The sequence below is a fragment of the Candidatus Pelagibacter sp. HIMB1593 genome (assembly GCF_052047755.1).
Taxonomy (GTDB): Bacteria; Pseudomonadota; Alphaproteobacteria; order Pelagibacterales; family Pelagibacteraceae; genus Pelagibacter.
The window spans coordinates 647,457-672,939 of sequence record NZ_JBNAJK010000001.1 but is presented as its reverse complement, the minus strand read 5'-3'; the positions used below and the strand labels follow the sequence as shown (position 1 = coordinate 672,939).

The window sequence follows — 25,483 nt, the reverse complement described above, 5'->3', positions numbered from 1 at the left end:
ATTACTCATAATTATCCTCTATTAGTTTGTTTAATAATCTTACTCCATAACCTGTAGCTCCACCTGAATTTAATGCTCCTCCATATTTCGAGAAAGCCATTCCAGCTATATCTAAGTGTGCCCATGGTGTTTGGTTTAAAATAAATCTTTGTAAAAATTGAGCTGCGGTCGTTGAACCAGCTCCTCCAACATAATTTATATTTTGCATGTCAGCATTTTTAGAATCTATTAATTTATCAAAATTTTTATTTAGAGGCATTCTCCAAACTTTTTCTTCAACTTTTTCCCCTGCTTCAATTAATTCTTTTGATAATTTATCATTATTTGAAAATAAACCTGCGTATTCTGATCCGAGTGAAACAATAATTGCACCTGTAAGGGTAGCTAAATCAACTATAAATTTTGGTTTAAATTTTTCTTCTGTGTAGGTTAGTGCATCTGCAAGAACTAGTCTTCCCTCTGCATCTGTATTTAAAATTTCTACTGTTTTTCCACTGTAAGACTTTACTATATCTCCTGGTCTTTGAGCATTTCCACCTGGCATATTCTCTACCAATCCAACTACACCTACAGCATTCACTTTTGCTTTTCTTAGTGCTAAACTTTTCATCAAACCAACCACAACTGCTGAGCCGGCCATATCATAGGTCATATCTTCCATAAATTTTGCTGGCTTTAAAGAAATTCCGCCAGTATCAAAACAGACTCCTTTTCCAACAAATGCAAAAGGATTTGATTTGTCTTTTAAACCTTTCCATTCCATAGTTACTAAATAGGATCCCCTTATACTCCCTTGGCCAACACCCAATAAAGTATTCATCCCTAATTTTTTTAATTTTTTTTCATCATAAATAGTAATTTTTAAACCATACTTTGATAAAGATTTTAATCTTTTCGAATATTCATCAGGATGTAAAATATTACCAGGTTCTGAAACTAAATCTCTTGCATAGAAAGTTCCATCTTCTATAGCTTTAAATTTAATTTGATCTTTTAATATAGGTTTGTTTTTGCCAATAAAATTAATAAATATTTTTTTGTTACTTCTTTTGCTTTTGTATTTATCAAATTTGTATGATTTTAACTTAAATCCGTGCGCGAAATGACCAGCAAAACTAATTTTTTTTGACGAAAGTGTGTCTGTAAATATTAAGTATTGATTTTTTTTATTGTCAGAGGACAATTGAAATAATTTTGCACCTAAATTTTCTATATCAGATATTTTGATATTTTTTTTTAAAGAGACTAGAATAATTTTTTTTTTTGAGCTCAAATCAAAGGATATTATATCTTTTTTCTTACTTTTAGATTTTATTAAATCAGAAATATATAAATAATCCTGTTTTGATAAATTTTTTTTTAAACTAGATAAGTTATAACTCTCATCTACAAAAAAAATTATGTTTGAAGCTATATTTTTAGGAACATTTTTTTTATAATTAATAACTACTGACATAAATTTTATACACTCTAAAAGAGATGGATGCTATATATGAGTAAAAATACTAATTTTCAATGAAAAAATTGTTATACAGAAAGTTGTTCAAAGATTATTTGCTCTTTTTTTTAATAGCTTTATTTAGTAGCAGTTTGATAATATGGGTATTTCAAGCAGTAAATTTCCTTGATATTATGGTTGAAGATGGTCGAGAATATACTGTTTACATAAATTATTCTCTTTTAAATTTTCCAAAAATTATTAGTCGATTAATTCCATTTGTTTTATTTTTTAGTGTTTTTTATGTTTTGTTGCAGTATGAATTAAAAAATGAATTAATTATTTTTTGGAATTTTGGAGAAGATAAAAAAAAATTTGTAAATTTTATAATTTTTGTTTCAACATTCTTGCTCTTAATTCAATTTTTACTAACAAGTTTCATAGTTCCAAATAGTCAAAACAAGGCAAGATCCTTTTTAAGAGATTCAAGTGTAAATTTTTTTGGAAGCTTTATTAAGCCTAAAAGATTTAATGATACGATTGACGGTGTAACTATTTATACAGAAAATAAAGATAAAGATGGCTATCTTTACAATCTATACATCAAAAAAGATATCGATAAAGGTTTTGAAATTACCTATGCTAAAAAAGGTATATTTAAGCAAATATCAAATGTCCCTGTGTTAATCTTGTACAATGGGGAAACAATCATAAATAATGTAAATCAAATAACTAATTTTAATTTTTCTAAATCTGATTTTCTTTTAAAAAACCTTCAATCAAATACAATAACAACTACAAAAACTCAGGAAATGAAAACCATGGATATAATATCCTGTGTAATTGCAATAAATAATATTAAGGCAAATCTATTTAAAAGAAAACAAGATGAAATACAAAATTGTACTAGTCCAAACAGAATAAATATTACAAAAGAACTTTATAAAAGATTAATTGTTCCTCTTTACATACCAACACTGATGCTTGTGCCTTATCTATTAATTTTATCCTCCAAAGAAAAATTAAACTTTAAAAAATTAAAATTGATTACCTTTTTAGCTGGATTTTTTACAATAATTTTTTCTGAGGGAATTGTTAGATTTATTAATAAAGAGTTTACAGAAAATATAGTGATATTTATATCTCCATTAATATCCTTCCTTTTTTTATATTTAATCTTTGTCTACAAATTAATTTATAAAAATAAAATAAAATGAAAGTTTATATCAAATTTTTCATAAATCTTTTTTTTAGATCATTAATGTTTGTAGTGGGTGTAATTTTTTGTTTAGTTTTTATTTTAAATTATTTAGGTGAATTAGATTTTTTTCAAGATATAGAAATAGATAATTATTTTACAATTTTCTTAGCTCTACTTAATTCACCAGATGTGATTTTTGAAATGTTCCCATTTATATTTTTAATAACTTTTCAGATTTTTTTCATAAAATTATTTAACAATAATGAACTTGTAACACTTAAATACTCAGGATTTAAAAACTCTAAAATTATAACAATCATTATAATATTATCGTTAGCTACTGGAATTTTTATTACGACAATATTTTATTATTTTTCTTCCAATTTAAAAAACTTTTATTTAGAACTAAAATCTCCTTATTCAAATGATGGAAAATACCTTGCTGTAATAACAAAAAATGGATTATGGATAAGAGATAAAATTAATGACAAAACATTAGTCATCAATTCATCTAAAATTGATGGTAAATTTTTAGTTGGAACATTTATTACTGAATTTGACAGTGAATATAATGTTACTAAAAACATTAAAAGTGAGAAGATCGACGTCTCTAATAAAAAATGGTTAATTTACAATGCTAAAATTTACAAAGAAAACTATTACAATAATGAAAATTATTTAGAGCTTAATACAAATTTTGATTATAAAAGAATAAACAGCTTGTACTCAAATTTAAGTTCACTAAATGTATTTGAATTATTTGAATTAAGAAAAAATTATAAAAAATTAAATTATTCGGTTACTGAATTGGACTTGCAACTACTAAGACTAACTTCTTTACCTATATTTTTAGTCCTAATGAGTCTATTTTCATCACTAATAATGTTAAGAATTAAACATTTATCAGGTACAACATTAAAAATAGCAATAGGGTTATTGTTTTCTGTAATAATATATTACTTTAACAACTTTTTTTATGTACTGGGCAGTACAGAAAAACTAAATTTATACTTAGCTATCTTTGTACCAATTTTTGCCCTTACTTTTGTAAATTTAATCATGTTAAATAAAATAAATGAAAAATAATTTATTTATTAAATTTTCTATTATTTTTTTTTTAAATTTTTGTGTTTTAAGTTTTGCAAATTCTGAAGAATTTAATTTTAATGTTGGTGAAATAGAGATTCTTGATAATGGAAATTTGTTTAAAGGATTAAATCGTGGAATTATTGAAACAAATGATGGTTTAAAAATAAATGCAAACACATTTGTTTTTAACAAACTAACTAATATTCTGGAGGCCAAGGGAAAAGTTAAAATTCAAGACGAAGAAAATAACTATATAATTTTTTCTGATAAAGCAATCTACGAGAAAAATGAGGAAACTGTTTTTACAGTTGGTAATTCAAGAGCAATCGATGGTGAGAATAGAGAAATTACAGCTGAAAAAATAACCTATAAAAAAATACCAAATACAATTGAAGCAGAAGGAAAAGTTAAAATTCAAGACGAAGAAAATAACTATATAATTTTTTCTGATAAAGCAATCTACGAGAAAAATGAGGAAACTGTTTTTACAGTTGGTAATTCAAGAGCAATCGATGGTGAGAATAGAGAAATTACAGCTGAAAAAATAACCTATAAAAAAATACCAAATACAATTGAAGCAGAAGGAAAAGTTAAAATTAATGATGATATAGAAGACTATGAACTATTTTCAGAAAAAGTAACTTTTTTTAAAAATGATGAAATAATTGAAACAAAGGGTTTAACTGAAGCAAATATAGGAACGGATTATTATGTAAAATCTGAAAATGTTAATTTTAATTTAAACCTTAATGAATTAAGCTCTATGAGTAAATCAACAATTAAAGATAATAATAATCAAATATTTTACTTAGATGAATTTAAATATTACATTAATAATGAATTACTAAATGGTAGAGGAATATTAAATATTACAAATTATAATTTACCAAATTCAGATAAATTTTACTTTTCTGATGGTATTTTTAATTTAAAAACTAAAAAATTCGCTGCCAAAGATCCAAAAATAAATATTCATAAAAAAATTTTTGGAGAAAATAGAAATGATCCAAGAATTTATGGTGCTTCTGCTAAAGGTGAGCAAAATAAAATTTCTGTAAGCAAAGCAATATTTACAAGTTGTGGAAAAAGAGAGGGTTGTCCTCCGTGGTCAATTAAATCTGAAGAAATTGTGCATGATAAAGAAAAAAGGCAAATTAACTACAAAAATGCTTATCTTAATGTGTTTGATCTTCCTGTTTTTTATTTTCCAAAGTTTTTTCATCCTGATCCTAGTGTTAACAAGCAATCAGGTTTATTAAAACCTGAAATAAATAAGTCTAATGTATTAGGAAGCTCAATAACAATACCTTATTTTAACGTTATTTCAAAAAACAAAGATTATACATTTAAGCCAACATGGTTTGATAATGATTTTTTTACAATTCAAAATGAATATAGACAGGCGAACAAAAATTCAAATTTATTAGCAGATTTTGGTTTTGTTAAAGGGTACAAGTCTCCAATTTCTAAAAGTAAAAATAATTTATCCCACCTATTTCTAAAGTATAATTTAGATTTAAACCTAATAGATTATAACTCAAGTAAGTTGGAACTTTATACTGAACAAGTTTCAAACGATACTTATTTGAAAGTATTCGATGCTCATATAACAAAATCAATGGCGAGACCAAACGATCTTAATTTATTAAATAGCCAAGCTAAATTATTTTTAAATCATGATAATTATAATTTTGAGACAGGATTTTTATCATACGAAAATCTTAGTGAACCTAACGAAAGTGATAGATATCAGTATATTCTTCCTTATTACAGCTTTGATACAGTTCTGGAAAAAAATTACTTTAATGGCTCCATTAGCATTGATTCTTCTGGAAGTAATAATTTAAGCAATACAAATAATCTAAAATCAAATATCATAAATAATGTTCAATACACGATGAATAATTTTATTACAAACCTGGGGTTTGAAAATGATTTAAATATTGCTTTTAAAAATCTTAATTCAATTGGAAAAAATAATTCTGATTACAAATCAAGCCCTCAAGTTGAATTGATATCTTTATTTGAAGCCAATACGAGTTTACCTTTAATCAAGAAAAATGAAAATTTTAATCACTATTTAACACCCAAAATGTCGTTCAGATTTAACCCAAGTGATATGAAAAATTATTCAACTTCTGTAAAAAAAATAGATGTTGGAAATATTTTTTCTTTAAATAGACTTGGAGTAAATGATACATTCGAATCTGGGAGATCATTAACTTTAGGTTTAGATTTTAAAAGAGAAAAAAATAAACTTAATGATATAAATAAATATTTTGAAATAAAACTTGCAACAGTGATAAGAGATAAAGAAGAAGAATTTATTCCAAAGTCAAGTACAATAAATAGAAAAAATTCAAATGTTTTTGGATCTGTAAAAAATAATTTCAATGAAAATATAAGTTTAAATTATAATTTTTCATTAGATAATGATTTTAATTCTTTTGAATATAATGAATTTAATACGACAATATCATACAAAAACTTTGAAACTAATTTTAACTTTATTGAAGAAAACGGTGAAATAGGAGATAGTAATGTTTTTGAAAATTCTATTGCCTATAATATTAATGAAAATAATTTCATTAAATTTAAAACTAGAAGAAATAGAAAAATAAATCTTACAGAATACTATGATTTAGTTTATGAATATAAGAATGATTGTCTAACAGCTGGAATTAAATACAAAAAATCATACTATGATGATAGAGATTTGAAGCCTAATGAAGATTTATTTTTTACAATAACGTTATTTCCACTAACAACATATGAGTATGATGCCAATGATCTCATATCAAACTAAATAAGTAAAACTTAAAAAATATATGAAAAAAAAATTAATTATACTTTTATCTTGTATAATGTTTCTATCAATAACTGCTGTATCCAAAGAAAACAAAATCTTATTAAGATTAAATAATGAAATTATTACATCTGTAGATATCTTGAATGAAATTAAATTTCTTTCAATTTTAAATAAGGATTTTTTAAAAATAGACAAAAACAAGAAAATTGAGATAGCTAAAAATTCTCAAATTAAACAAAAAGTTAAATATATTGAAATTTTAAAGACTAGAAAAGATTTAGAAATTAAAAATGAATTATTTGAAAACATATTAAAAAACTATTTTTTTAATCTTAAAATTGAAAAAATTAATGATTTCGAAAACTATTTTAAAAATAAAGATTTAAATCCAAAATTTGTAAAGGAAAAAATAATTATTGAAACTCTTTGGAATAAAATGATTTTTGATAAATTTTCAAATTCTGTAAAAATAGATAAAAAAGAGATAGAAAATAATATTAAAATAAAGAAAATCCAAAAAGAATATTTACTTTCCGAAATAGTTTTTAATTTAAATGCAAATGAAAATTTAAGCGAAAAATTAAAATTAATATTAAATATTGTAGAAAAGAAAAATTTTTCAGAAGCGGCATTGGTTTATAGCTTGTCTGACTCTTCAAATAAAGGAGGAGAATTAGGCTGGATTAAAGAGGGAATTCTAAGCAAGAAAATTAAGCTTGAATTAGCAAATTTAAGTATAGGTGAAATAACTGAACCTATTACTATTCCAGGTGGTTTTTTATTATTATACCTCGAGGATATAAAAGAAATAGAGGTCCAATTAGATGTTGAGAATGAAATAAAAAATATAATAGAAAGAAAGACAAATACTCAATTAAACCAATTATCTAATGTCTACTTAAACAAACAAAAAAAAAATATTATTATAAATGAGTTATAAGCCAATTCTAATAGTATCAGGAGAGCCTAATAGTATTTTTTCTGAAATTTTTATAAAATCATTAAAAAAAATCAGAATTAAAAATCCTATAATTTTAATTTGTTCATTTGATTTATTTAAAAAGCAAATGATAAAACTAAATTTAAAGACAAAGGTAAATATAATAAATCCAATAAAGATAAAAAATTATAATTTAAGCAACAAATCTGTTAACTTAGTAAATATTAATTACCATCAAAAAAATGCATTTCAAAAAATTTCCTCTAAATCAAATAAATATATTGAAGAATGTTTCAATATGGCATTTAAAATTATAAAGAGAGAAAAAATTGTAAAATTTATTAACGGACCAATTTCTAAAAAATACTTTTTAAAAAAGAAATATTTGGGAATGACTGAATATATTTCAGATAATTTTTCAATAAAAAAAACTTGTATGTTAATCTTCAATAAAAAATTATCAGTTAGCCCTATAACTACACATTTACCTCTAAAACTTGTTGTAAAAAATTTGAACTCTAAAAAGATTGAGGATAATATTTCTTTAGTTCAAAAATTCTTTAAAACAGAATTTAATAAAAAACCAAAAATTGGTGTTCTAGGCGTTAATCCTCATTGTGAAAGTATATTGGATAAAAATGAGGACGAGTCTATTATAAAACCAATAATATTAAATATGAAAAAAAAAGGTTATAAAATTAAAGGACCTATTTCTGCTGATACAGTTTTTTTAAAAAAAAATCGTGAAAATTATGATGTGATCATTGGTATGTATCATGATCAAGTTTTAACACCATTAAAAACTTTGTTTGAGTACGATGCAATAAATATTACACTTGGATTACCTTTTTTAAGAGTATCGCCAGACCATGGGCCAAATGAAAAAATGATGGGTAAAAATTTATCAAACCCCTTAAGTTTAATTCAGGCAATTAAATTTTTAGATAAAAATTGATTAAAGCAAAAAAAAGTTTAGGTCAGAATTTCTTAATTGATACAAATATTTTAAATCAAATAGTTAATTGTGTTGAAATTGAAAATAAAAACATATTAGAAATAGGTCCAGGTACTGGAAACCTTACAAAATATATTCTAAGCAAAAAACCTAAAGAATTTACAGTAATTGAAAGAGATGATGATTTAATTATTGTATTAAAGGATCGGTTTAAAGAAAATATAAATATAATTCATGATGATGTTTTAAATATAGATGAAACCTCAATTTTTAATGAAAGTGTAATAGTATTTGGAAATTTACCCTACAATATTTCAACAGAGATTTTAAGTAAGTGGATAATTAATTTAAAAAATAATTTTTGGTTTGAAAGTCTTGTTTTGATGTTTCAAAAGGAAGTAGCTGATAGAATTATAGCTAGTTATAACAACTCAAATTATGGAAGATTATCTATTTTGGCAAACTGGAAATTAGAAATTAAAAAAATATGTGATATTAAACCTAGCTCATTTTCACCTAAACCAAAGATAGATAGTAGTTTACTTTTGTTCACTCCAAAGAAAAATTTTTATAAAATAAAAAATCCAAAAAACCTAGAAAAAATAACTCGAGTTTTTTTCAATAACAGAAGGAAAATGATTAAGAAGCCATTTAATCAAATTTTTAATGGTGATCTTAAAATATTAAAAAAACTTAAAATTGATTTAAATTTAAGACCTCAAAATTTAAATTTTGAAACTTATTATAAACTTGCTGAAGAATATGAGAATTTACGAGGTTAGTTTTTCAATGTGGTTTCTCACAAAATTTAGATCATAATCTTTAGAACCATCATTTAATTCTGCTTCTATAAGATTGTCAATCTTGAAATAACATTTTTCTAGTTCGTCATTTATAATTACATAATTATAATTTATCCAATGAAGGACATCTCTTTCAAACTGTTTCATTCTTTCTTCGGCAATTAACTTATCTTTCATATCTCTATTTGAAAGTCTTTGAAATAAAACTTCCTTACTTGGGGGTAAAATAAAAAAAGAAATTAATTTAAAATCTAACTTTTTATTTTTTATTTGATCAGCACCTTGCCAATCAATATCAAACAAAACATTCTTACCTTTGTTTAAATTGTCAATTACAGGTGTTCTTGTAGTTCCGTAATAATTATTGAATACTTTTGCATATTCTAGAAATTCTTCATTTTTAATTAACCTATGGAACTCATTGTCATTAACAAAGTAATAATCTTTACGATTAACCTCACCTGGTCGGGGGTTTCTAGTTGTATGAGAGACTGAAACTGTGTAATTTTTTTTTTTGGATAATAAATTTACCAGTGTAGTCTTTCCTGCCCCAGAAGGAGAGGAAAGTATAATCATGACCCCATCATTTTTTGAGGGCATTGAAATTTCTAGTTAGCTTTTCCTTCGATAAACTTAACTGCATCTCCTACAGTTAAAATTTTCTCAGCTTCACTATCTGAAATTTCAGATCCAAATTCTTCTTCAAAAGCCATAACCAACTCAACAGTGTCTAAACTATCAGCGCCTAAATCATCTATAAAACTTGATTCCTCTGTTACTTTAGCTTCATCAATACCTAAGTGGTCTGCTACAATTTTTTTTACTTTGCTTGAAACGTCTTCTGACATATTGATCCTTTTTTGTTATATTTCGTTATTAGTTTAAAAAGCTATTTTGTCAAGCCATATACATGCCACCATTAACATGCAAGGTTTCTCCGTTTATGTAGCTAGATTGGTTTGAACACAAAAAACCTACGGCATTTGCAATATCCTCAGGCTCTCCAAGACGAGCTGAAGGTATTTTTGAAATAATAGTTTCTTTAAACTTTTCATCTATCTTGTCCGTCATTGCAGTTTTAATAAATCCTGGTGAAATACAATTAATATTGATATTTTTCTTAGCATACTCTATCGCCAAACTTTTGGACATAGCAACTATTCCTGCTTTTGATGCAGTATAGTTAGCCTGTCCCAAATTACCTGTATGTCCAACAACAGAGGTAATATTAACTATTTTTCCAGATTTATTTTTTAACATTTTTTTTATAGCGAATTTACTCATCAAAAATGTTGAGGTTAAATTAATATCAATCACTTTTTTCCATTCATCCAAACTCATTCTGATTGCCAAGTTATCTTGTGTTATGCCTGCATTATTTACAATACAATCTAAGCTACCACCTAGTTCTTTTGTTGCATTTTCAATAAATTCCTCAATTTTTTCACTTTGAGATATATCAAACTTTAAAACATTTATATATTTGAATTCTTTTTTTAACTCTTCAAGTTTTTCTATTCTTGTTCCTGATGCCAAAATGTTTGCACCACTATCATTTAATTTTTTTACAATTGAATTTCCTATTCCTCCTGAGGCACCTGTAACAATTATGTTTTTATCTTTTAAATCATTCATATTTTTAAATTTTCAATATCTTCTTGATTATTTATAGTATCAATTTTTACGTTTCTATTAATCCTCTTTACCAAACCTGATAAAACTTTGCCAGGTCCTATTTCTATAAAATGATTAACATCATTATTAATCATATATAAAACACTTTCTCTCCATCTGACTCTATTTTCAATTTGTTTGATTAAAAGAGATTTTAAATCTTCAGAATTTGAAATGACTTCAGCTGTTACATTTGATATCAACTTATTGCTTCCATCAGAAAATGAAATTTTATTTAACTCTTCTGTCATAATCTCTGTAGCTTTACTCATAAGGCTACAATGAAAAGGAGCACTGACTGGAAGTTTAATATTTTTAATTGAATTTTCTTTTAAAATCTCTGTTAACTTTTCTAAATCTTCAGTTTTTCCACTCAAAACTATTTGTCCCTCTGAATTATCATTTGCTATTTGTGATATAAATTTGGACTCATTATCTATTAATATTTTTTCTATTACCTCAACAGTTGATCCAAGCACTGCGACCATACCACCCTCACCTTTTGGTACAGAGTTTTGCATAGCATCACCTCTGATTCTTAAAATTTTTAATGTCTCTGAAAAGTTTAAGTAGCCTGAACAAGATAAAGCAGAATACTCACCTAAAGAATGTCCGGCAAAATACTTTGCTTTATTTAAATCAATATTAAATTCTTTTTTAATAACGTTAAATATAGAATAACTTATTAAAAAAATTGCTGGTTGTGTGTTTGCTGTTAAATCAAGCTCTTCTTTAGGTCCTTCTAATATTAGCTTTGAAATTGAGTAATTTAATGTCTCATCAGCATCTTTAAATAGGCTTTTCACAAGCTCAAACTTGTCATAAAACTCTTTGCCCATTCCAACTATTTGAGATCCTTGGCCTGGAAATATTACTGAAAACATATAAAAATATTACTAATTTTGTGTTTTTATCTATTGTAATTGAACTTTTATAATAGTATATCCTCACTTTTTATTAAAGAACTTAAATGAACTTATACGAACATACTATAATAGCTAGACAAGACACTTCTCCGAGTGAGTTAAAACAATTAACTGAAAAATATTCTAAAATTGTTGAAAAAAATGAAGGTGAGGTTGTAAAAACAGAGAACTGGGGCCTTCTAAACCTTTCTTATTTAATTAAAAAAAACAAAAAAGGAAGCTACATACACTTTAAAATTAAAGGTAAAGGTAAAGTGGTTGAAGAGTTAGAAAAAAATGAAGCTATTGATAAAAAATTATTAAGATATCTTACTGTTAGAGTAAAAGAATTTGATTTAGACACTAACTACTTTGGAAAAAAAGAAGATAGTGAAAATAAAGAAAGTGCTAAAAACTAATGCCAAAAAGACAGAGTGGAAATAAAAAAGGAAAGCAAAGTAATTTTGCAAAGTTAAGTATATTTCAACCAAATAAATATAAATTTAAAAAAACTTGCCCACTTTCGGTAAAAGGTGCGCCTAAAGTTGATTATAAAAACATCAAACTTTTAAAAAGATATGTTTCTGAAAATGGTAAAATTTTACCTTCAAGAATTACAAATGTTTCTCAAAAAAAACAAAGAGAATTATCTTTATCAATTAAAAGAGCAAGAAACTTAGCTTTAATATAATGAAAGTTATTTTATTAGAAAACGTTAAAAGAATTGGATCTGTTGGAGAGGTAATAGATGTAAAAAGAGGTTTTGCTAGAAACTTTTTGATTGCAAATAAAAAAGCTCTTTATGCTTCTAAAGAAAACATAAAAGAAGTTGAAAAAATAAAAGCTGATTTATCTAAAAAAGACAATGAGAGAAAACAAGAAGCAGCTAAAATTGCAGAACAAATTAATAATAAAGAATACTCTGTTCAAAAATTAAGTACTGAAAATAATGAACTTTATGGTTCAGTGAAACCAACTGAAATTTCAAAACTTATTCAAGAAGAAAATAAAATTGAAATCAAGCCTTCAATGATACAACCAGTTGAAGAAATTAAATCTTTAGGAAAATTCAAAGTTAAAATTTCTTTACACTCTGAAGTTGATGCAGAAGTAGTTGTTAAGGTTACATCAGCTGATACAATTCAATAATTATACATTCTTTTCAACAGCTAAAATTTAAAATTTAAATATTAAAATATTTTCTATAGATTTTGATTTATGGAAAATAGTTTAAGTATTGTTAAAGATAAATTCAAAGAATTACCAAATAACATTGAAGCAGAACAAGCTGTAATCGGCTCGATACTGGTTAGTAATGATATTTTTGATGAAGTAAATACGATTGTTTCTTCAATTAACTTTTACGATCCTATGCATCAAAAGATTTTTGAAGCTATCGAAAGTCTTATCTATAAAGGTATGCTTGCTAATCCCATCACTTTAAAAAATTATTTTGAAGATGAAAAAGACGACATCAATGTTCCAGAGTATTTAGTAAAAGTAACTAAATTCTCTACATCTGTAAGACAAGCAGTAGAATATTCAAAAATTATATACGATATGTTTGTAAGACGAGAGCTAATAAAAATTTCTGAAGAAACTATTGATAGTGCTAAATTAAATGACCTTGATACTAGTGGGCAAACTATAATTGAAAATTCTGAAAGACAATTATTTGATTTAGCTGAAAAAGGTTCTTTTAACTCTTCTCTAATTAAATTTGATGATGCAATGAAACAAACTATCGAAATGGCTTCTGCTGCTTATAAAAATGAAGAAGGAATTGTTGGTGTTCCTACAGGTCTCAGAGATTTAGATGATAAACTAGGAGGTTTGCACCAATCTGATTTGATCATCATTGCAGGTCGTCCTTCAATGGGTAAAACCTCACTTGCAACAAATATTGCATTCAATGCTGCTCAAAAATTACAAGATAGTGGTAAGAAATCTTCTATAGCTTTTTTCTCTTTAGAAATGTCATCTGAACAGCTTTCAACTCGTATCATCTCGGAACAGGCAAGAATTAGTTCAAACGATATAAGAAGAGGAAGAATTTCAGATGATCAATTTGATAAATTTCTTGAGACTTCGAAAAATATAGCTGAACTTCCGCTTTATATCGATGAAACACCAGCTATTAGCATTGCAGCTCTAAGTAATAGAGCAAGAAGAATTAAAAGACTATTTGGATTAGATATGATTGTGGTTGATTATATTCAGTTAATGAGAGGTACAACTTACAATAAAGACGGTAGAGTTCAGGAAATCTCTCAAATCACACAAGGGCTAAAAGCAATAGCAAAAGAGCTTGCAGTTCCTGTTGTTGCTCTATCACAATTATCAAGACAAGTTGAACAAAGAGATGATCATAAACCTCAATTAGCAGATCTAAGGGAATCGGGTTCAATTGAGCAAGATGCAGATGTTGTAATGTTTGTCTACAGAGAAGGATATTATCTATCTAGAAAAGAACCAAGAGAAGCAACTGTAGAACATGCTGAATGGCAAGCTAAAATGAATGAAGTAGCGCACTTGGCTCAAATTATAATTGGGAAACAACGACACGGTCCAATTGGTAATGTTACACTTGAGTTTGAGGAAAGATTTACCAAATTTAAAGATACTCAAACTAACTAATTTCCAATATAAAAGAGCTAATGTTAGCTCAAATGTATCAAAACTTAGTTTTAAAGAATCCAAAAGCAATATTTATATTGCTTCTTATCTCTATTTTAAGCTTTGGTTATTATTCTAAAGATTTTAGGCTAGATGCTTCATCAGAAACGTTGTTAATTGATGGAGATCCAGATCTCGCATACTTGCAAGAAATCACTGAAAGATACGGATCTAAAGAATTTTTAGTTCTCACATACACTCCTAATGAAGGAATGGTTACAGACTCTTCAATAAATAATCTATTGAGTATAAAATACAAAATTCAAAGTTTAGATTGGGTTCATAGTGTTATTACACTTTTAGATATACCACTTTTAAATAATTCAGATGCACCACTTCAGGAAAGATTAGAAAGCTTTAAAACTTTGAAAGATGAAGAAGTAGATAGAGAAAGAGGGTTTAGTGAAATTTTAAACAGTCCTGTTTTTAGAAATTTTGTAATTAGTGAAGACGGTAAAACAAGTGGAATCATTGTTAACATCAAACAAAATAAAAAATTAGAAGATATTGAAAATAAATCTAGAGAAGAAATTGAAAATTATAAAGATCAGATAAAAAAACAAAATCATCAAAACATTTTAGAGATAAGACAAGTAATTCAAAGTTATGGAGATGTAGGAAAAATTTACTTAGGTGGAATTCCAATGATTGCTGATGACATGATGACTTTTATTAAAAGTGATATCATTGTATTTGGTATTGGAGTTTTATTATTTATTATAGCAACTCTTTGGTTTGTATTTAGAAATCTAATTTGGATAGTTGTTCCTATCAGTAGCTGTTTTTTCTCAGTCATTATTATGACGGGTCTACTTGGATTGCTTGGATGGAAAGTAACTGTTATATCGTCAAACTTTATTGCTTTAATGCTTATTCTTACAATGGCGATGAATATTCATATGAGTACTAGGTTTCTACAGCTTAAAAAAAATTTTCCATCAAAAAATAACTTTGAAATCATTTCCTTAACAACGAGTAAAATGTTTTGGCCTATATTGTATACAGTTTTAACAACAATTTTAGCTTTCTTATCTTTAATCTTTAGTGAAATTAAACCAATTATAGATTTTGGATGGATGATGACTTTTGGTTTGATTACATCTTTTATAATAACTTTTACTTTGCTCCCTACCCTTTTGAGTTTTACCTCAACTGGAAATGTATCTCTAAAAAAAGAACAAGACTCTAAAATTACATCGATACTTGGTTCAATTTCTTTAAATAACAAATTTACAATTTTTTCTGCAACTGGAATTATCATTGTCTTAAGTGTCGTTGGAATAAGTAAACTCGAAGTTGAGAATAGTTTTATAAATTATTTCGATAAAAATACTGAAATATACAAAGGTATGAAACTAATTGACGAAGAACTTGGTGGAACCACTCCATTAGAAGTTATTTTAAAGTTTCCTAAAAAAGAAGAAAAGAAGTCAGAGGATGATGATGAATTTGAAGATTGGGGAGATGAAGAAGATACAAATGATGAAAAATATTGGTTTACCAAAGATAAAATAGATAGAATTGCATCAGTTCATAATTATTTCGATAGTCTTCCACAAGTTGGTAAAGTTTTATCTTTTTCATCAATTATTGATGTTGCAACACAATTGAATAACAATAATCCACTTGGTACTTTAGAAATGGGAGTATTGTATTCAAAGATACCTGAAAGTATTAAAACAGAAATAATTGATCCATACTTATCCATAGAAAATAATGAAGCTCGAATAAGTCTTAGAATAATAGACTCACAGGAAAATTTGAGAAGAAATGACTTAATTAATAAAATTAATTTTGATCTAGAAAATGAATTAGGATTAGAAAAAGATGATTACAAATTAGCAGGAGTGCTAATATTATTTAACAATTTGTTACAAAGTTTGTTTAAGTCACAAATTTTGACACTTGGTTTGGTTATGATTGGTATTTTCTCAATGTTCATTATTTTATTTAGAAATATAAAACTTTCATTAATAGGTGTTGTTCCAAATTTTATAGCTGCATTCTTTATTTTAGGAATTATTGGATTATTAGGAATACCATTAGACATGATGACTATTACAATTGCTGCAATTACAATCGGTATAGCTGTTGATAATAGTATTCATTATATCTACAGATTCAAAGAAGAATTTAGCAAACTAAAAGATTACAATAAAACTTTAAAAACCTGTCACTCAACAGTTGGTGTTGCAATTCTAAATACCTCAATCACAATTGTATTTGGTTTTTCAATTCTAGTATTATCTAAATTTATACCAACCATATATTTTGGAATGTTTACAGGTCTTGCAATGTTGCTTGCAATGATATCGGTGTTAACTTTGCTGCCAGCATTGATATTGATAGTTAAACCTTTTGGTAAAGATGCTTAATGGTAGATGCTCTTAAAGATTTTTTTGAAGTATCCTCTATTATTGATTTAATCTATATCGCAGTAACCATATGGTCTTTAATTAGTTGTTATAGAAAAGGGTTTGTCTTAAGCATCCTTTCAATGGCAAAATGGCTTCTTGCCTACGTTATTACACTAATTTTATTTCCACGTATAAAACCTTATGTAGAAGATATAATTGATAACGAATATGTTCTAGATGTCGGACTTGGAATTGCAATATTTATAGTTGTTATCTTTTTGGTCTTATTAGTTAACAAAGCAATTAGTAAAGCAATAAAATATACTGGTATCGGTGGCTTGGATACTACCTTTGGATTCTTTTTTGGGTTTTTAAAAGCATATATTGTATGTGTGTCTATTTTTTCTGGAGTCCATATTGTTTATAACTACGATAAATGGCCAATTAATTTAGATAAATCATACGTCTTTCCATATTTGAAAAAAGGTAGTAGTTATCTTGTTGAAGAATTTCCTAATGAAAAAACATATCAAGAGTCTAAAGAAAAAATTGAAGATATTTGATCCAAAACTAAAAGAAGAGTGTGGAGTATTTGGCATAAGCAATGCAAAAGATGCCTCTGCTTTAACAGCTTTAGGTTTGCACGCACTTCAACATAGAGGCCAGGAAGGTTGTGGAATTGTTACTTTTGATGGGGAAAAATATTATTCAGAAAAAAGATTTGGCTTAGTTGGTGATAATTTTAATAAAGAAAAAGTTCTAAAAAACCTTAAAGGTAATTATGCTATTGGGCACAATCGATATAGTACTACTGGCAATAATATTTTAAGAAATATCCAGCCTTTTTTTGCAGATACTAATGCAGGTGGAATTGGGGTATCACATAACGGAAACTTAACAAATTCAATATCTTTAAGAAACAAGCTCGTAGAAGAAGGAGCGATTTTTTACACTACTTCTGATACAGAGACTATTGTTCAGTTAATTGCTAAATCTAAAAGATCAAAAACAATTGATAAAGTTATTGATGCGATATTCCAAATACAAGGTGGATATGCATTGGTAATGATGACGCAAAAATCTTTAATAGGTGTAAGAGATCCATATGGAATTAGACCATTGATGATTGGAAAATTAGGAAACAGCTATGTGTTAGCTTCTGAGACTTGTGCATTAGATATTATTGGTGCAAAATTTATTAGAGAAGTAGAAAATGGTGAAATAGTGCTAATAGAAAATGATGAACTAACTAGTATAAAACCCTTCCCTCCTAAGAAAGTAAGACCATGTGTGTTTGAGTATATTTATTTTTCAAGACCAGATAGCTTACTTGATAACAAAACAGCATATGAGCATAGAAAAAATTTAGGAAAAGAGCTTGCAAAAGAAAATGATGTTGAAGCAGATATAGTAGTACCAGTACCAGACTCTGGTAATGCTGCGGCACTCGGTTTTGCACAACACTTAAAAATGAATTTTGAGCATGGTCTAATTAGAAATCACTATGTTGGAAGAACTTTTATTGAGCCAAGTCAGCAAATTAGAAGTTTAGGTGTAAAGTTAAAATTAAATGCAAACCAAAGCACAATTAAAGATAAAAAAATTATTTTAATTGACGACTCGCTAGTTAGAGGAACTACTTCTTATAAGATTGTTAAAATGTTATATGATGCGGGTGCAAAAGAAGTTCATGTTAGAATTGCTTGTCCTGAGATCAAATATCCAGATTTTTATGGCGTAGATACCCCAACTAAAAAAGAGTTATTAGCAGCAAATAAAACTAATGACGAAATTTGTGAATATATTGGAGCAAAATCACTTAAATTTTTATCTATTGATGGTTTGTATAGAGCAATTGGTTTTGACAAAAGAAATGAGGCTTATCCTCAATTAACAGATCATTATTTTACAGGAGATTACCCTGTTAAACCTGTTGATGAATTGGGAGATAATAAAATAACTCAACTTTCTTTATTAAGTACAGCATCTAATAATTAAAATATGAAAACAGTAAATTTTACTGAAATGAAAAATGGAACCAAGGATGAGTATTTGTTGCTTGATGAGTATGAACAAAAATATATTGATGGCACTGCTGATCGAATATTAAAATTTATGAGCGGATTAAATTCTACTTTAGAAGGATACAAAATTACTAGACTTGAACATTCTCTTCAAACTGCAACAAGAGCTTTTAAAGATAATGCAGATGAGGAAATGGTGGTTGCAGCATTACTGCATGATATTGGAGATGAGTTAGCTCCTGTTAATCATTCAGAATATGCAGCTTCAGTTTTAAAACCCTTCGTTTCAGAAAAAACACATTGGATCATTCAAAAGCATGGCGAGTTTCAAATGTATTATTACGCGCATCATCTTGGAAAGAATCAAAATCAAAGAGATAAATATAAAGATCATAAATATTTTAACGATGCTGTAGAGTTTTGCGAGAAATGGGACCAGGCTTCTTTTGATCCAGACTATAAAAGTATGAAATTAGAGGAATTTGCGCCAATGGTTAAGAAAATATTCTCAAGAAAGCCCTATTCTTTACTTTAAATTAAATTAAAATCGACTATCTAAAGCGCATGATTAACAGTAAAGAAAAAATTATTGAATATTTTAAATCTGGAATCAAAGAAGATAAAGATTTTAGAATTGGTATCGAACATGAAAAGTTCTTGTTCAATACTAAAGACAATAAAAGAATTGATTACCCTAAAGTAAAAGAAATGTTTACAGCCTTAACTGAGTTTGGCTGGAACCCTGTTTTTGAAAAAGAAAACATTATTGGTCTTAATAAGGGTGGAAAAAATATAACGCTAGAACCTGGTAACCAAATTGAACTATCCGGTGACAAGTTAAACCATATGCATGAAGCATGTGCAGAGTCTCAAGACTATTTATTTGAATTAAAACAAGTTACTAAAAAATTAGATATCAAAATAGTTAGTGCGGGTTTTGATCCTATTTCAAAATTAGAGGATATTCCAAACAATCCTAAGCAACGTTATGAGTTAATGACAAAAGACATGCCACTAGGTGGAGAGCTTAGTTTAGATATGATGTATCGAACGTGTGGAACACAATTAAATATTGATTACAATTCAGAAGAAGATTTTATTAAAAAATTTAAACTAGCTAATTCTATTGTTCCTATTTCAATTGCACTATTTGCAAACTCATCAATCGTAGAAAAAAAGAATAGTAATTATTTATCTTATAGATCTAAAGTATGGCAAAGCACTTCGAGAGGAGGTTTGCCTAAATTATTTTTTGAAAGTTTAGATTTTGAAAAATATGCAGAATTTGTAATAAACTTTCCAATTTTATTCATTCAACATAATGATCAGTATATTTCTGGAAGAAAATATACATTTAAAGATTTCATGGATGGAAAAATTGAAGAAATAGGAAATAGACTTCCAACTGAAGCTGATCTTACAACGCATTTAAGCACAATCTTCACTGAAAATAGACTGAAGAAATATATTGAGCTTAGATCAATGGATACCTGTGGTTGGGATTGCCTGTGTGCTGGACCAGCTTTCAATATTGGTATGTTATATGGAAATTTAGATGAAGCGTATGAACTAGTCTCTTCATGGGAAACGGACAAAATAATTAATGCTTATTTAGAAGCTCCTCAAAAAGGATTTAATACACAATTGATGGGCAAAGACTTATTATATTGGACTTCTGCTCTTTTGGACATTTCTAGAAAAGGATTAGAGAAAAGAGATATCATTAGTAAAAAAGGAAATAACGAAACTATCTTCTTAAATCATTTGCAAAATGTAGTTGATAATAAGACTACAAACGCAGATCATATGATTAGTAAATTTTCAAAAGATGAAAATTTAGAAGAATTATATGACAAATAAAATAGTAGCTGTTCAAGGCAATCATCCCTCTTCCTTAAACCCTGTAACCGATACTAGTGTTTTTTTAGCTAACGAAATTCAAAATAAATATAAAATTTTTTATTATGATCCAAAAGATCTATCAATAATTAACAAAAAAGTTTTAGCTAAAGGTTTCTTCATTAAATTCAATTATCAAAACAAGAAATTTTATAAAATCATTAAAGAACAAACTTTAGACCTTACAAAGTGTAAGTTTATTTTAATTCGTCAAGATCCACCATTTAATTTAGAATATATTTCAACGACTTACATTTTAGATTTTATTAAAAATAAAGCTAAAATTATCAATAACCCAACATCTATCAGAAACATCTCTGAAAAGTTATATTCAACAAAGTATTTAAAATATATGCCAGATACACTTTTTTCTCAGGATATAAATGAAATCAAAAATTTTATTAAAAAACATAAGAAAGTAATTATCAAACCTATTCATAGTTATAGTGGTAATGATATTCACTTATTAAACAAATTTAATTCAAAACTTATAAATAAATTTATTAAAAAGCATGATCATATTATGTGTCAAAAATTTTTACCTAAAATAAATAAAGGAGACAAAAGAGTTTTTATAATTAATGGAAAAGTATGTGGTGCAATTTCTAGAGTTCCTAAAAAGGGATCTTATTTGAGTAATATGAGTAAAGGTGCTAAACCAATTAATATCAATTTAACAAATCAAGAAAATAAAATTTCAAAATTAATTGCTAAAGATTTGAAAAAAGAAAATATATATTTTGCAGGCATTGATTTTATAGATCAAAAGTTAAATGGAGACATCAATGTTACTTCTCCTACAGGACTTAAAACTTTTTTTGATTTATCAGGAATAAACTTAGCAAAAACTTTTTGGAAAGAATTAAAAGCGTGAACAATTTAACTGATCAGCAAAAAGGTTCTTTAATGGCTTTTGTTGCAGTGATGTTTATCACTCCTGATAGTTTATTTATTAGACTTTCAAATGTAGATACTTGGGGATTAGTTTTTTATAGAGGCATCATTCCATTTGTAACTGTATTTGTTGGAATGTTGTTTATTTACAAATCAAGTTTTTTTAAATTACTTTATGGAAATTCAATTTACGGTGTTGCATATATAATTACGTTTTCCATTACCAATATTACTTTTGTATTATCAATTCAAAACACAAATGTTGCAAATACGCTTGTTATGATTGCGCTTGCGCCAATGCTGTCCGCTATTTTTGGTGCAATATTTTTAAAAGAAAAACCAGATCGAAATACTTTAGTTGCTATAGCAATTACGTTTTTAAGTGTTCTTTATATATTTTACGACTCTGTGAAATTAGGAAACATTTTTGGAGATATTTTAGGTTTTATTACTGCATGTGGTCTTGCTGCTGGAGCGACAATAATCAGAGCTGGTAAAAGCCTTAACCTAGTTCCTTCAGCTGTGGTTGGTAAGCTGGTCGTAGCATTAGTTGCTTTATTCTTTATTGATACCTTTGAGTTAAAAGACAATGATATTTATATCATTCCAGCGATGTGTATCCTTTGTGTGGCCATTCCTTTTGTGTTGGTAACACTAGCTCCAAGATACATAACAGGAGCTGAGGTAAATCTATTCTTTCTAATGGAAACAGTTTTGGGACCTATATGGGTGTGGATGGTTGTTAAAGAACAACCTTCAATGGAGACAATTCAAGGAGGAGTGGTGATCATTTTAACTATCGCTATTCACTCATTCCTAGCCATAAAAAAAACACAAACCAAAACTACTTAGCCCGCAATTTATTGATACTTAAAATTTAGAAATGCAAAAAGAAGTAAAAAAATCCTGGGCCCTATTTATAGGTATTGGAACCATGATGATAGCTCATGGATTACAAATGCAGATAATGGGTATTAGATCTGTACTTGAGGACTTTAGTGTTTTTACCACAGGGGTCTTCATGTCAGGATATTATATCGGCTACTTTGTTGGGTCTAGAACAACTCCAAATTTTGTATCTAAGGTTGGCCACATCAGAGTGTTTGCAGCTTTTGCATCACTTGCATCACTTAGTGCATTGCTTGCGGTAGTTTATGTAAATCCATTTATGTGGACAGTAAGTAGATTTATAACAGGTATCAGTTTAGTTAGTTGTTATGTTGTCACTGAAAGTTGGTTAAACGACAGAGCAACTAATAAGAATAGAGGGCAATTATTGTCTGCTTACATGATGGTAATTTATTTTGGTCTTGCAGTTGGAATGTTGTTACTTAACTTAAGTGAACCAAAAGCATATGAACCTTTTATTTTGGTATCTGTACTTTTATCTTTAGCGCTTGTTCCAATTTTATTAACAAAAAGACCGGCTCCAAAATTCAAAAAAATTGAAACAATTAGTATTAAAGAACTTTATGAAATCTCTCCTCTTGGCACTTTTAGTTCTTTTTTCACTGGAGTAATTCATGCTGCATTTTTTTCATTAATTTCAGTTTACGCAACCCTTGCAAAACTAACTTTATTTGAAACTTCAATTCTTTTGTTTATAGCAACAATTGCGGGAGTGTTAGGTCAGGGACCAATTGGATATTTTTCTGATCAATACGATAGAAGAAGGGTAATTATCGTAACAACATTTGGAAGTTCTGCTTTAGCATTATTATCAATTTTAACTTCTAATGATCCTATACAAAACATTTATTATATGGATGAACTTGCATTTAAAAAAATAGTTTTCTTTATTACGGTTGGTCTCTATTCAAGTTTATGTCTTCCATTATTTTCTTTAAACCTTGCACACACTAATGACTTTGTTCCAAAATCTAAATTCGTTGCTGCTGGTGGTGGACTACAATTAATCTTTGGTTTAGGGGCTATAAGTGGTCCTATTTTATGTTCGCTATTTATGGGTTGGTTTGGATTAAATGGGTTTTTTGGATTTTTAATTATAGTTCATGCTTTAATTGGTGCATTTGGTTTATACAGAATGAGAGTAAGGGAAACTGTCAATAATCCAGATTCTACATTTACACCTGTTCCTGCAACCATTACACCTGCTGGATTAGAATTAGACCCAGATACTCCAGAAACATTAGATAATACTGCTGTAAATGAAACAAAAAATGTTTTTGAGGAACCTAGTTCCACAAATTAAATTATAATTTTATCTTCAATAGATACTTCACCATCTTCTAAAGGAATTAAATATACTCCAAGATCCATGTGATCATAAAACTCTTTAAGTTTCTGAGGAAGATTAAAAGTTATGTCACTTGATTTAGGTTTCAAATTAGTTGCTGAGCATCTTGGAATATGATCATCAACTCTAAAGGGTACTCCATTAATATTGATAGATTTACCTATCCAGCTTCTCTCTTCCCAAGCATTTAAACCACTTACGTAGAAGTTTCCTCTAAACCTTTGATACTCAACTTCTTTACCTATATTTTTTTCAAAGTCTTTAATACTATTGTGATTTATTAAAGATATTGAGTTCATTATCTCTCCCCCACTATTTGTATCAAAAAAAGGGTTTTGGTTATTCTTTAATAGAAATACTGGTCCTTTAACTTGCTCATCTAAATTTAATACTTCTTGTTCTATTAAACTTACTTCTTCAGGATTGTTAGGATTGATTGAAAATAATTTTTTTTGATCATCAAATAATTCTAGATTTCCTTCATTAAATTCAAATGAATATTTATTAAGTATAGGTGTATTTTTTAAAGTAAGAAAATTTATTAATTTTCTTTCAACAGGCTCTTGTTCCATTTTTTGAGCCTCTCCAGTATCTAATAGTCTTGAGAATGCAAACAATCGATCATTAATAATTCCTATATTTTTTTTAATCTCACATTTATTAATTTTTTGAAACGAGATTGATTTTACTGGTGAAAAATAAATAGAGGATATACTAATATTCATTACAAAAGCATATGGCTAATTTAAATTCAAATCAACTTAAAGAATACCAAGATCAAGGTTACATAGCTCCAATTGATATTTTGTCAAAAGAAGAAGCTAAAGAAGCAAGGGATGAAATTGAATTAATAGAAAAAGAAATGCCTGATGAAATTGATAAATCTGAAAGATACAATGCTCATTTAATTTCTCCAAAACTAGATGCCATAGTTCATAATTCAAAACTATTAGATGCTGTAGAAAGTATTATTGGAAAAAATATTTTAGTATGTGGAACAACTTTATTTATAAAAAATCCTAATCAAGAAGGTTTTGTAAGTTATCATCAGGATGCAAAATATATTGGTTTAGAACCTCATAATTGGGTTACGGCTTGGGTAGCTTTAACAGATTCAAATGAAGAAAATGGTTGTATGAAAATGTGGCCTAAATCACATATAGAAATTAGAGATCATGATGAAAAATTTAATCAAGGAAATTTATTAACAAGAGGTCAAACAGTTAATGATGTTCCAGATGATGAAGTTAAATCTGTTGAACTTGTTGCAGGTCAAATGTCATTACACCACCCAAGAATAGTTCATGGATCAGGAATAAACAAAAGTAATGACAGAAGAATTGGTTTTGTAATCCAAAGTTATATTGGCACAAACGTTAAACAAGTATTAGGTAAAAATAGTGTTCAATTAGCAAGAGGTGTTGATGAATTTCATCACCATGAGATAATTCAAAGACCAAAATCATTGATGAATAAAGAGGATTTGTTGATTAAAAAAAGAGAAAATCAAAATCTTCAAGATATTTTTTACAAAGGATCAGATAAAAAAGGAAACTACTAAT

The 25,483-nt window shown here is 27.3% G+C and carries 25 protein-coding genes; 19 read left to right on the top strand and 6 right to left on the bottom strand.

Annotated features, from left to right (window positions below):
• Position 1: 1 nt before the first annotated feature.
• Positions 2 to 1,456, bottom strand: a complete 1,455-nt coding sequence (locus tag ACTTA0_RS03435) for a leucyl aminopeptidase (protein ID WP_440676111.1) — start codon at positions 1,454 to 1,456, stop codon at positions 2 to 4.
• Positions 1,457 to 1,515: 59 nt separating this feature from the next.
• Here ACTTA0_RS03435 and ACTTA0_RS03430 point away from each other — a divergent pair, with 59 nt between their 5' ends.
• From ACTTA0_RS03430 to rsmA, 6 genes are read left to right on the top strand one after another with little or no spacing between them, the layout of a single operon-like run.
• On the top strand, positions 1,516 to 2,655 hold the full coding sequence (locus tag ACTTA0_RS03430; protein ID WP_440676110.1) for an LptF/LptG family permease: 1,140 nt from the start codon (positions 1,516 to 1,518) through the stop codon (positions 2,653 to 2,655).
• Positions 2,652 to 3,725 carry an LptF/LptG family permease gene (locus ACTTA0_RS03425; RefSeq protein WP_440676109.1) on the top strand — a complete coding sequence of 358 codons (1,074 nt, stop codon included), beginning with the start codon at positions 2,652 to 2,654 and terminating at the stop codon, positions 3,723 to 3,725. The genes ACTTA0_RS03430 and ACTTA0_RS03425 overlap by 4 nt, the downstream gene beginning before the upstream one ends.
• A complete protein-coding gene (lptD, locus tag ACTTA0_RS03420) occupies positions 3,715 to 6,534 on the top strand; it encodes an LPS assembly protein LptD (protein ID WP_440676108.1) in 2,820 nt (939 codons plus the stop codon). Before ACTTA0_RS03425 ends, lptD begins: the two co-directional genes overlap by 11 nt.
• A 22-nt stretch (positions 6,535 to 6,556) precedes the next feature.
• The gene (locus ACTTA0_RS03415; protein WP_440676107.1) at positions 6,557 to 7,477 is read left to right on the top strand and encodes a peptidylprolyl isomerase; all 921 of its coding nucleotides are present in this window, start codon (positions 6,557 to 6,559) and stop codon (positions 7,475 to 7,477) included.
• Entirely contained in the window at positions 7,467 to 8,432 is a 966-nt protein-coding gene (locus ACTTA0_RS03410) for a 4-hydroxythreonine-4-phosphate dehydrogenase PdxA (protein WP_440676106.1), read from the top strand. Before ACTTA0_RS03415 ends, ACTTA0_RS03410 begins: the two co-directional genes overlap by 11 nt.
• Entirely contained in the window at positions 8,429 to 9,214 is a 786-nt protein-coding gene (rsmA, locus tag ACTTA0_RS03405) for a 16S rRNA (adenine(1518)-N(6)/adenine(1519)-N(6))-dimethyltransferase RsmA (RefSeq protein ID WP_440676105.1), read from the top strand. The genes ACTTA0_RS03410 and rsmA overlap by 4 nt, the downstream gene beginning before the upstream one ends.
• On the opposite strand, the gene gmk is transcribed toward rsmA, so the two are convergent.
• Genes gmk through fabD form a run of 4 tightly spaced genes read right to left on the bottom strand, consistent with a single transcriptional unit; the run spans position 9,203 to position 11,793 of the window.
• Complete coding sequence (gmk, locus tag ACTTA0_RS03400) at positions 9,203 to 9,835, bottom strand: guanylate kinase (protein ID WP_440676104.1); 633 nt, start codon at positions 9,833 to 9,835, stop codon at positions 9,203 to 9,205. The two genes, rsmA and gmk, sit on opposite strands and share 12 nt — an antisense overlap.
• Before the next feature lie 8 nt (positions 9,836 to 9,843).
• Positions 9,844 to 10,083, bottom strand: coding sequence for an acyl carrier protein (locus tag ACTTA0_RS03395; protein WP_008544320.1), 240 nt, complete (start codon positions 10,081 to 10,083; stop codon positions 9,844 to 9,846).
• Positions 10,084 to 10,132: 49 nt separating this feature from the next.
• Entirely contained in the window at positions 10,133 to 10,870 is a 738-nt protein-coding gene (gene fabG, locus ACTTA0_RS03390; protein WP_440676103.1) for a 3-oxoacyl-[acyl-carrier-protein] reductase, read from the bottom strand.
• Positions 10,867 to 11,793: an ACP S-malonyltransferase gene (gene fabD / locus ACTTA0_RS03385; protein WP_440676102.1), complete on the bottom strand. Its 927-nt coding sequence runs from the start codon at positions 11,791 to 11,793 to the stop codon at positions 10,867 to 10,869. Before fabD ends, fabG begins: the two co-directional genes overlap by 4 nt.
• Before the next feature lie 86 nt (positions 11,794 to 11,879).
• Between fabD and rpsF the strand changes: the two genes are divergently transcribed.
• The 12 genes from rpsF to ACTTA0_RS03325 all read left to right on the top strand — a co-directional run bounded on the left by rpsF (position 11,880) and on the right by ACTTA0_RS03325 (position 23,876).
• Entirely contained in the window at positions 11,880 to 12,233 is a 354-nt protein-coding gene (gene rpsF, locus ACTTA0_RS03380) for a 30S ribosomal protein S6 (RefSeq protein WP_262589557.1), read from the top strand.
• Positions 12,233 to 12,505 carry a 30S ribosomal protein S18 gene (gene rpsR / locus ACTTA0_RS03375; protein WP_262589558.1) on the top strand — a complete coding sequence of 91 codons (273 nt, stop codon included), beginning with the start codon at positions 12,233 to 12,235 and terminating at the stop codon, positions 12,503 to 12,505. The genes rpsF and rpsR overlap by 1 nt, the downstream gene beginning before the upstream one ends.
• Entirely contained in the window at positions 12,505 to 12,963 is a 459-nt protein-coding gene (rplI, locus tag ACTTA0_RS03370) for a 50S ribosomal protein L9 (RefSeq protein ID WP_440676101.1), read from the top strand. The genes rpsR and rplI overlap by 1 nt, the downstream gene beginning before the upstream one ends.
• Positions 12,964 to 13,032: 69 nt before the next feature.
• Positions 13,033 to 14,451 (top strand): replicative DNA helicase, encoded by a 1,419-nt coding sequence (locus tag ACTTA0_RS03365; protein ID WP_440676100.1) that lies wholly within the window; start codon positions 13,033 to 13,035, stop codon positions 14,449 to 14,451.
• A 20-nt stretch (positions 14,452 to 14,471) separates the two neighbouring features.
• Positions 14,472 to 16,865, top strand: coding sequence for an efflux RND transporter permease subunit (locus ACTTA0_RS03360; RefSeq protein WP_440676099.1), 2,394 nt, complete (start codon positions 14,472 to 14,474; stop codon positions 16,863 to 16,865).
• Positions 16,865 to 17,410 carry a CvpA family protein gene (locus tag ACTTA0_RS03355; protein WP_440676098.1) on the top strand — a complete coding sequence of 182 codons (546 nt, stop codon included), beginning with the start codon at positions 16,865 to 16,867 and terminating at the stop codon, positions 17,408 to 17,410. The genes ACTTA0_RS03360 and ACTTA0_RS03355 overlap by 1 nt, the downstream gene beginning before the upstream one ends.
• Positions 17,364 to 18,845, top strand: coding sequence for an amidophosphoribosyltransferase (gene purF / locus ACTTA0_RS03350; protein ID WP_440676097.1), 1,482 nt, complete (start codon positions 17,364 to 17,366; stop codon positions 18,843 to 18,845). The genes ACTTA0_RS03355 and purF overlap by 47 nt, the downstream gene beginning before the upstream one ends.
• A 3-nt stretch (positions 18,846 to 18,848) precedes the next feature.
• Entirely contained in the window at positions 18,849 to 19,406 is a 558-nt protein-coding gene (locus ACTTA0_RS03345) for an HD domain-containing protein (RefSeq protein WP_440676096.1), read from the top strand.
• A 29-nt stretch (positions 19,407 to 19,435) separates the two neighbouring features.
• Positions 19,436 to 20,731, top strand: coding sequence for a glutamate--cysteine ligase (locus tag ACTTA0_RS03340; RefSeq protein ID WP_262589565.1), 1,296 nt, complete (start codon positions 19,436 to 19,438; stop codon positions 20,729 to 20,731).
• Positions 20,721 to 21,644 (top strand): glutathione synthase, encoded by a 924-nt coding sequence (gene gshB, locus ACTTA0_RS03335; RefSeq protein ID WP_440676095.1) that lies wholly within the window; start codon positions 20,721 to 20,723, stop codon positions 21,642 to 21,644. Before ACTTA0_RS03340 ends, gshB begins: the two co-directional genes overlap by 11 nt.
• A complete protein-coding gene (locus tag ACTTA0_RS03330; protein WP_440676094.1) occupies positions 21,641 to 22,516 on the top strand; it encodes a DMT family transporter in 876 nt (291 codons plus the stop codon). The genes gshB and ACTTA0_RS03330 overlap by 4 nt, the downstream gene beginning before the upstream one ends.
• Before the next feature lie 31 nt (positions 22,517 to 22,547).
• Positions 22,548 to 23,876 (top strand): MFS transporter, encoded by a 1,329-nt coding sequence (locus ACTTA0_RS03325; protein ID WP_440676093.1) that lies wholly within the window; start codon positions 22,548 to 22,550, stop codon positions 23,874 to 23,876.
• Here ACTTA0_RS03325 and ACTTA0_RS03320 read toward each other — a convergent pair.
• Positions 23,873 to 24,646, bottom strand: a complete 774-nt coding sequence (locus ACTTA0_RS03320; protein WP_440676092.1) for an MOSC domain-containing protein — start codon at positions 24,644 to 24,646, stop codon at positions 23,873 to 23,875. The genes ACTTA0_RS03325 and ACTTA0_RS03320 overlap by 4 nt on opposite strands.
• Before the next feature lie 11 nt (positions 24,647 to 24,657).
• Between ACTTA0_RS03320 and ACTTA0_RS03315 the strand changes: the two genes are divergently transcribed.
• Positions 24,658 to 25,482, top strand: a complete 825-nt coding sequence (locus tag ACTTA0_RS03315; protein WP_440676091.1) for a phytanoyl-CoA dioxygenase family protein — start codon at positions 24,658 to 24,660, stop codon at positions 25,480 to 25,482.
• Position 25,483 lies beyond the last annotated feature (1 nt).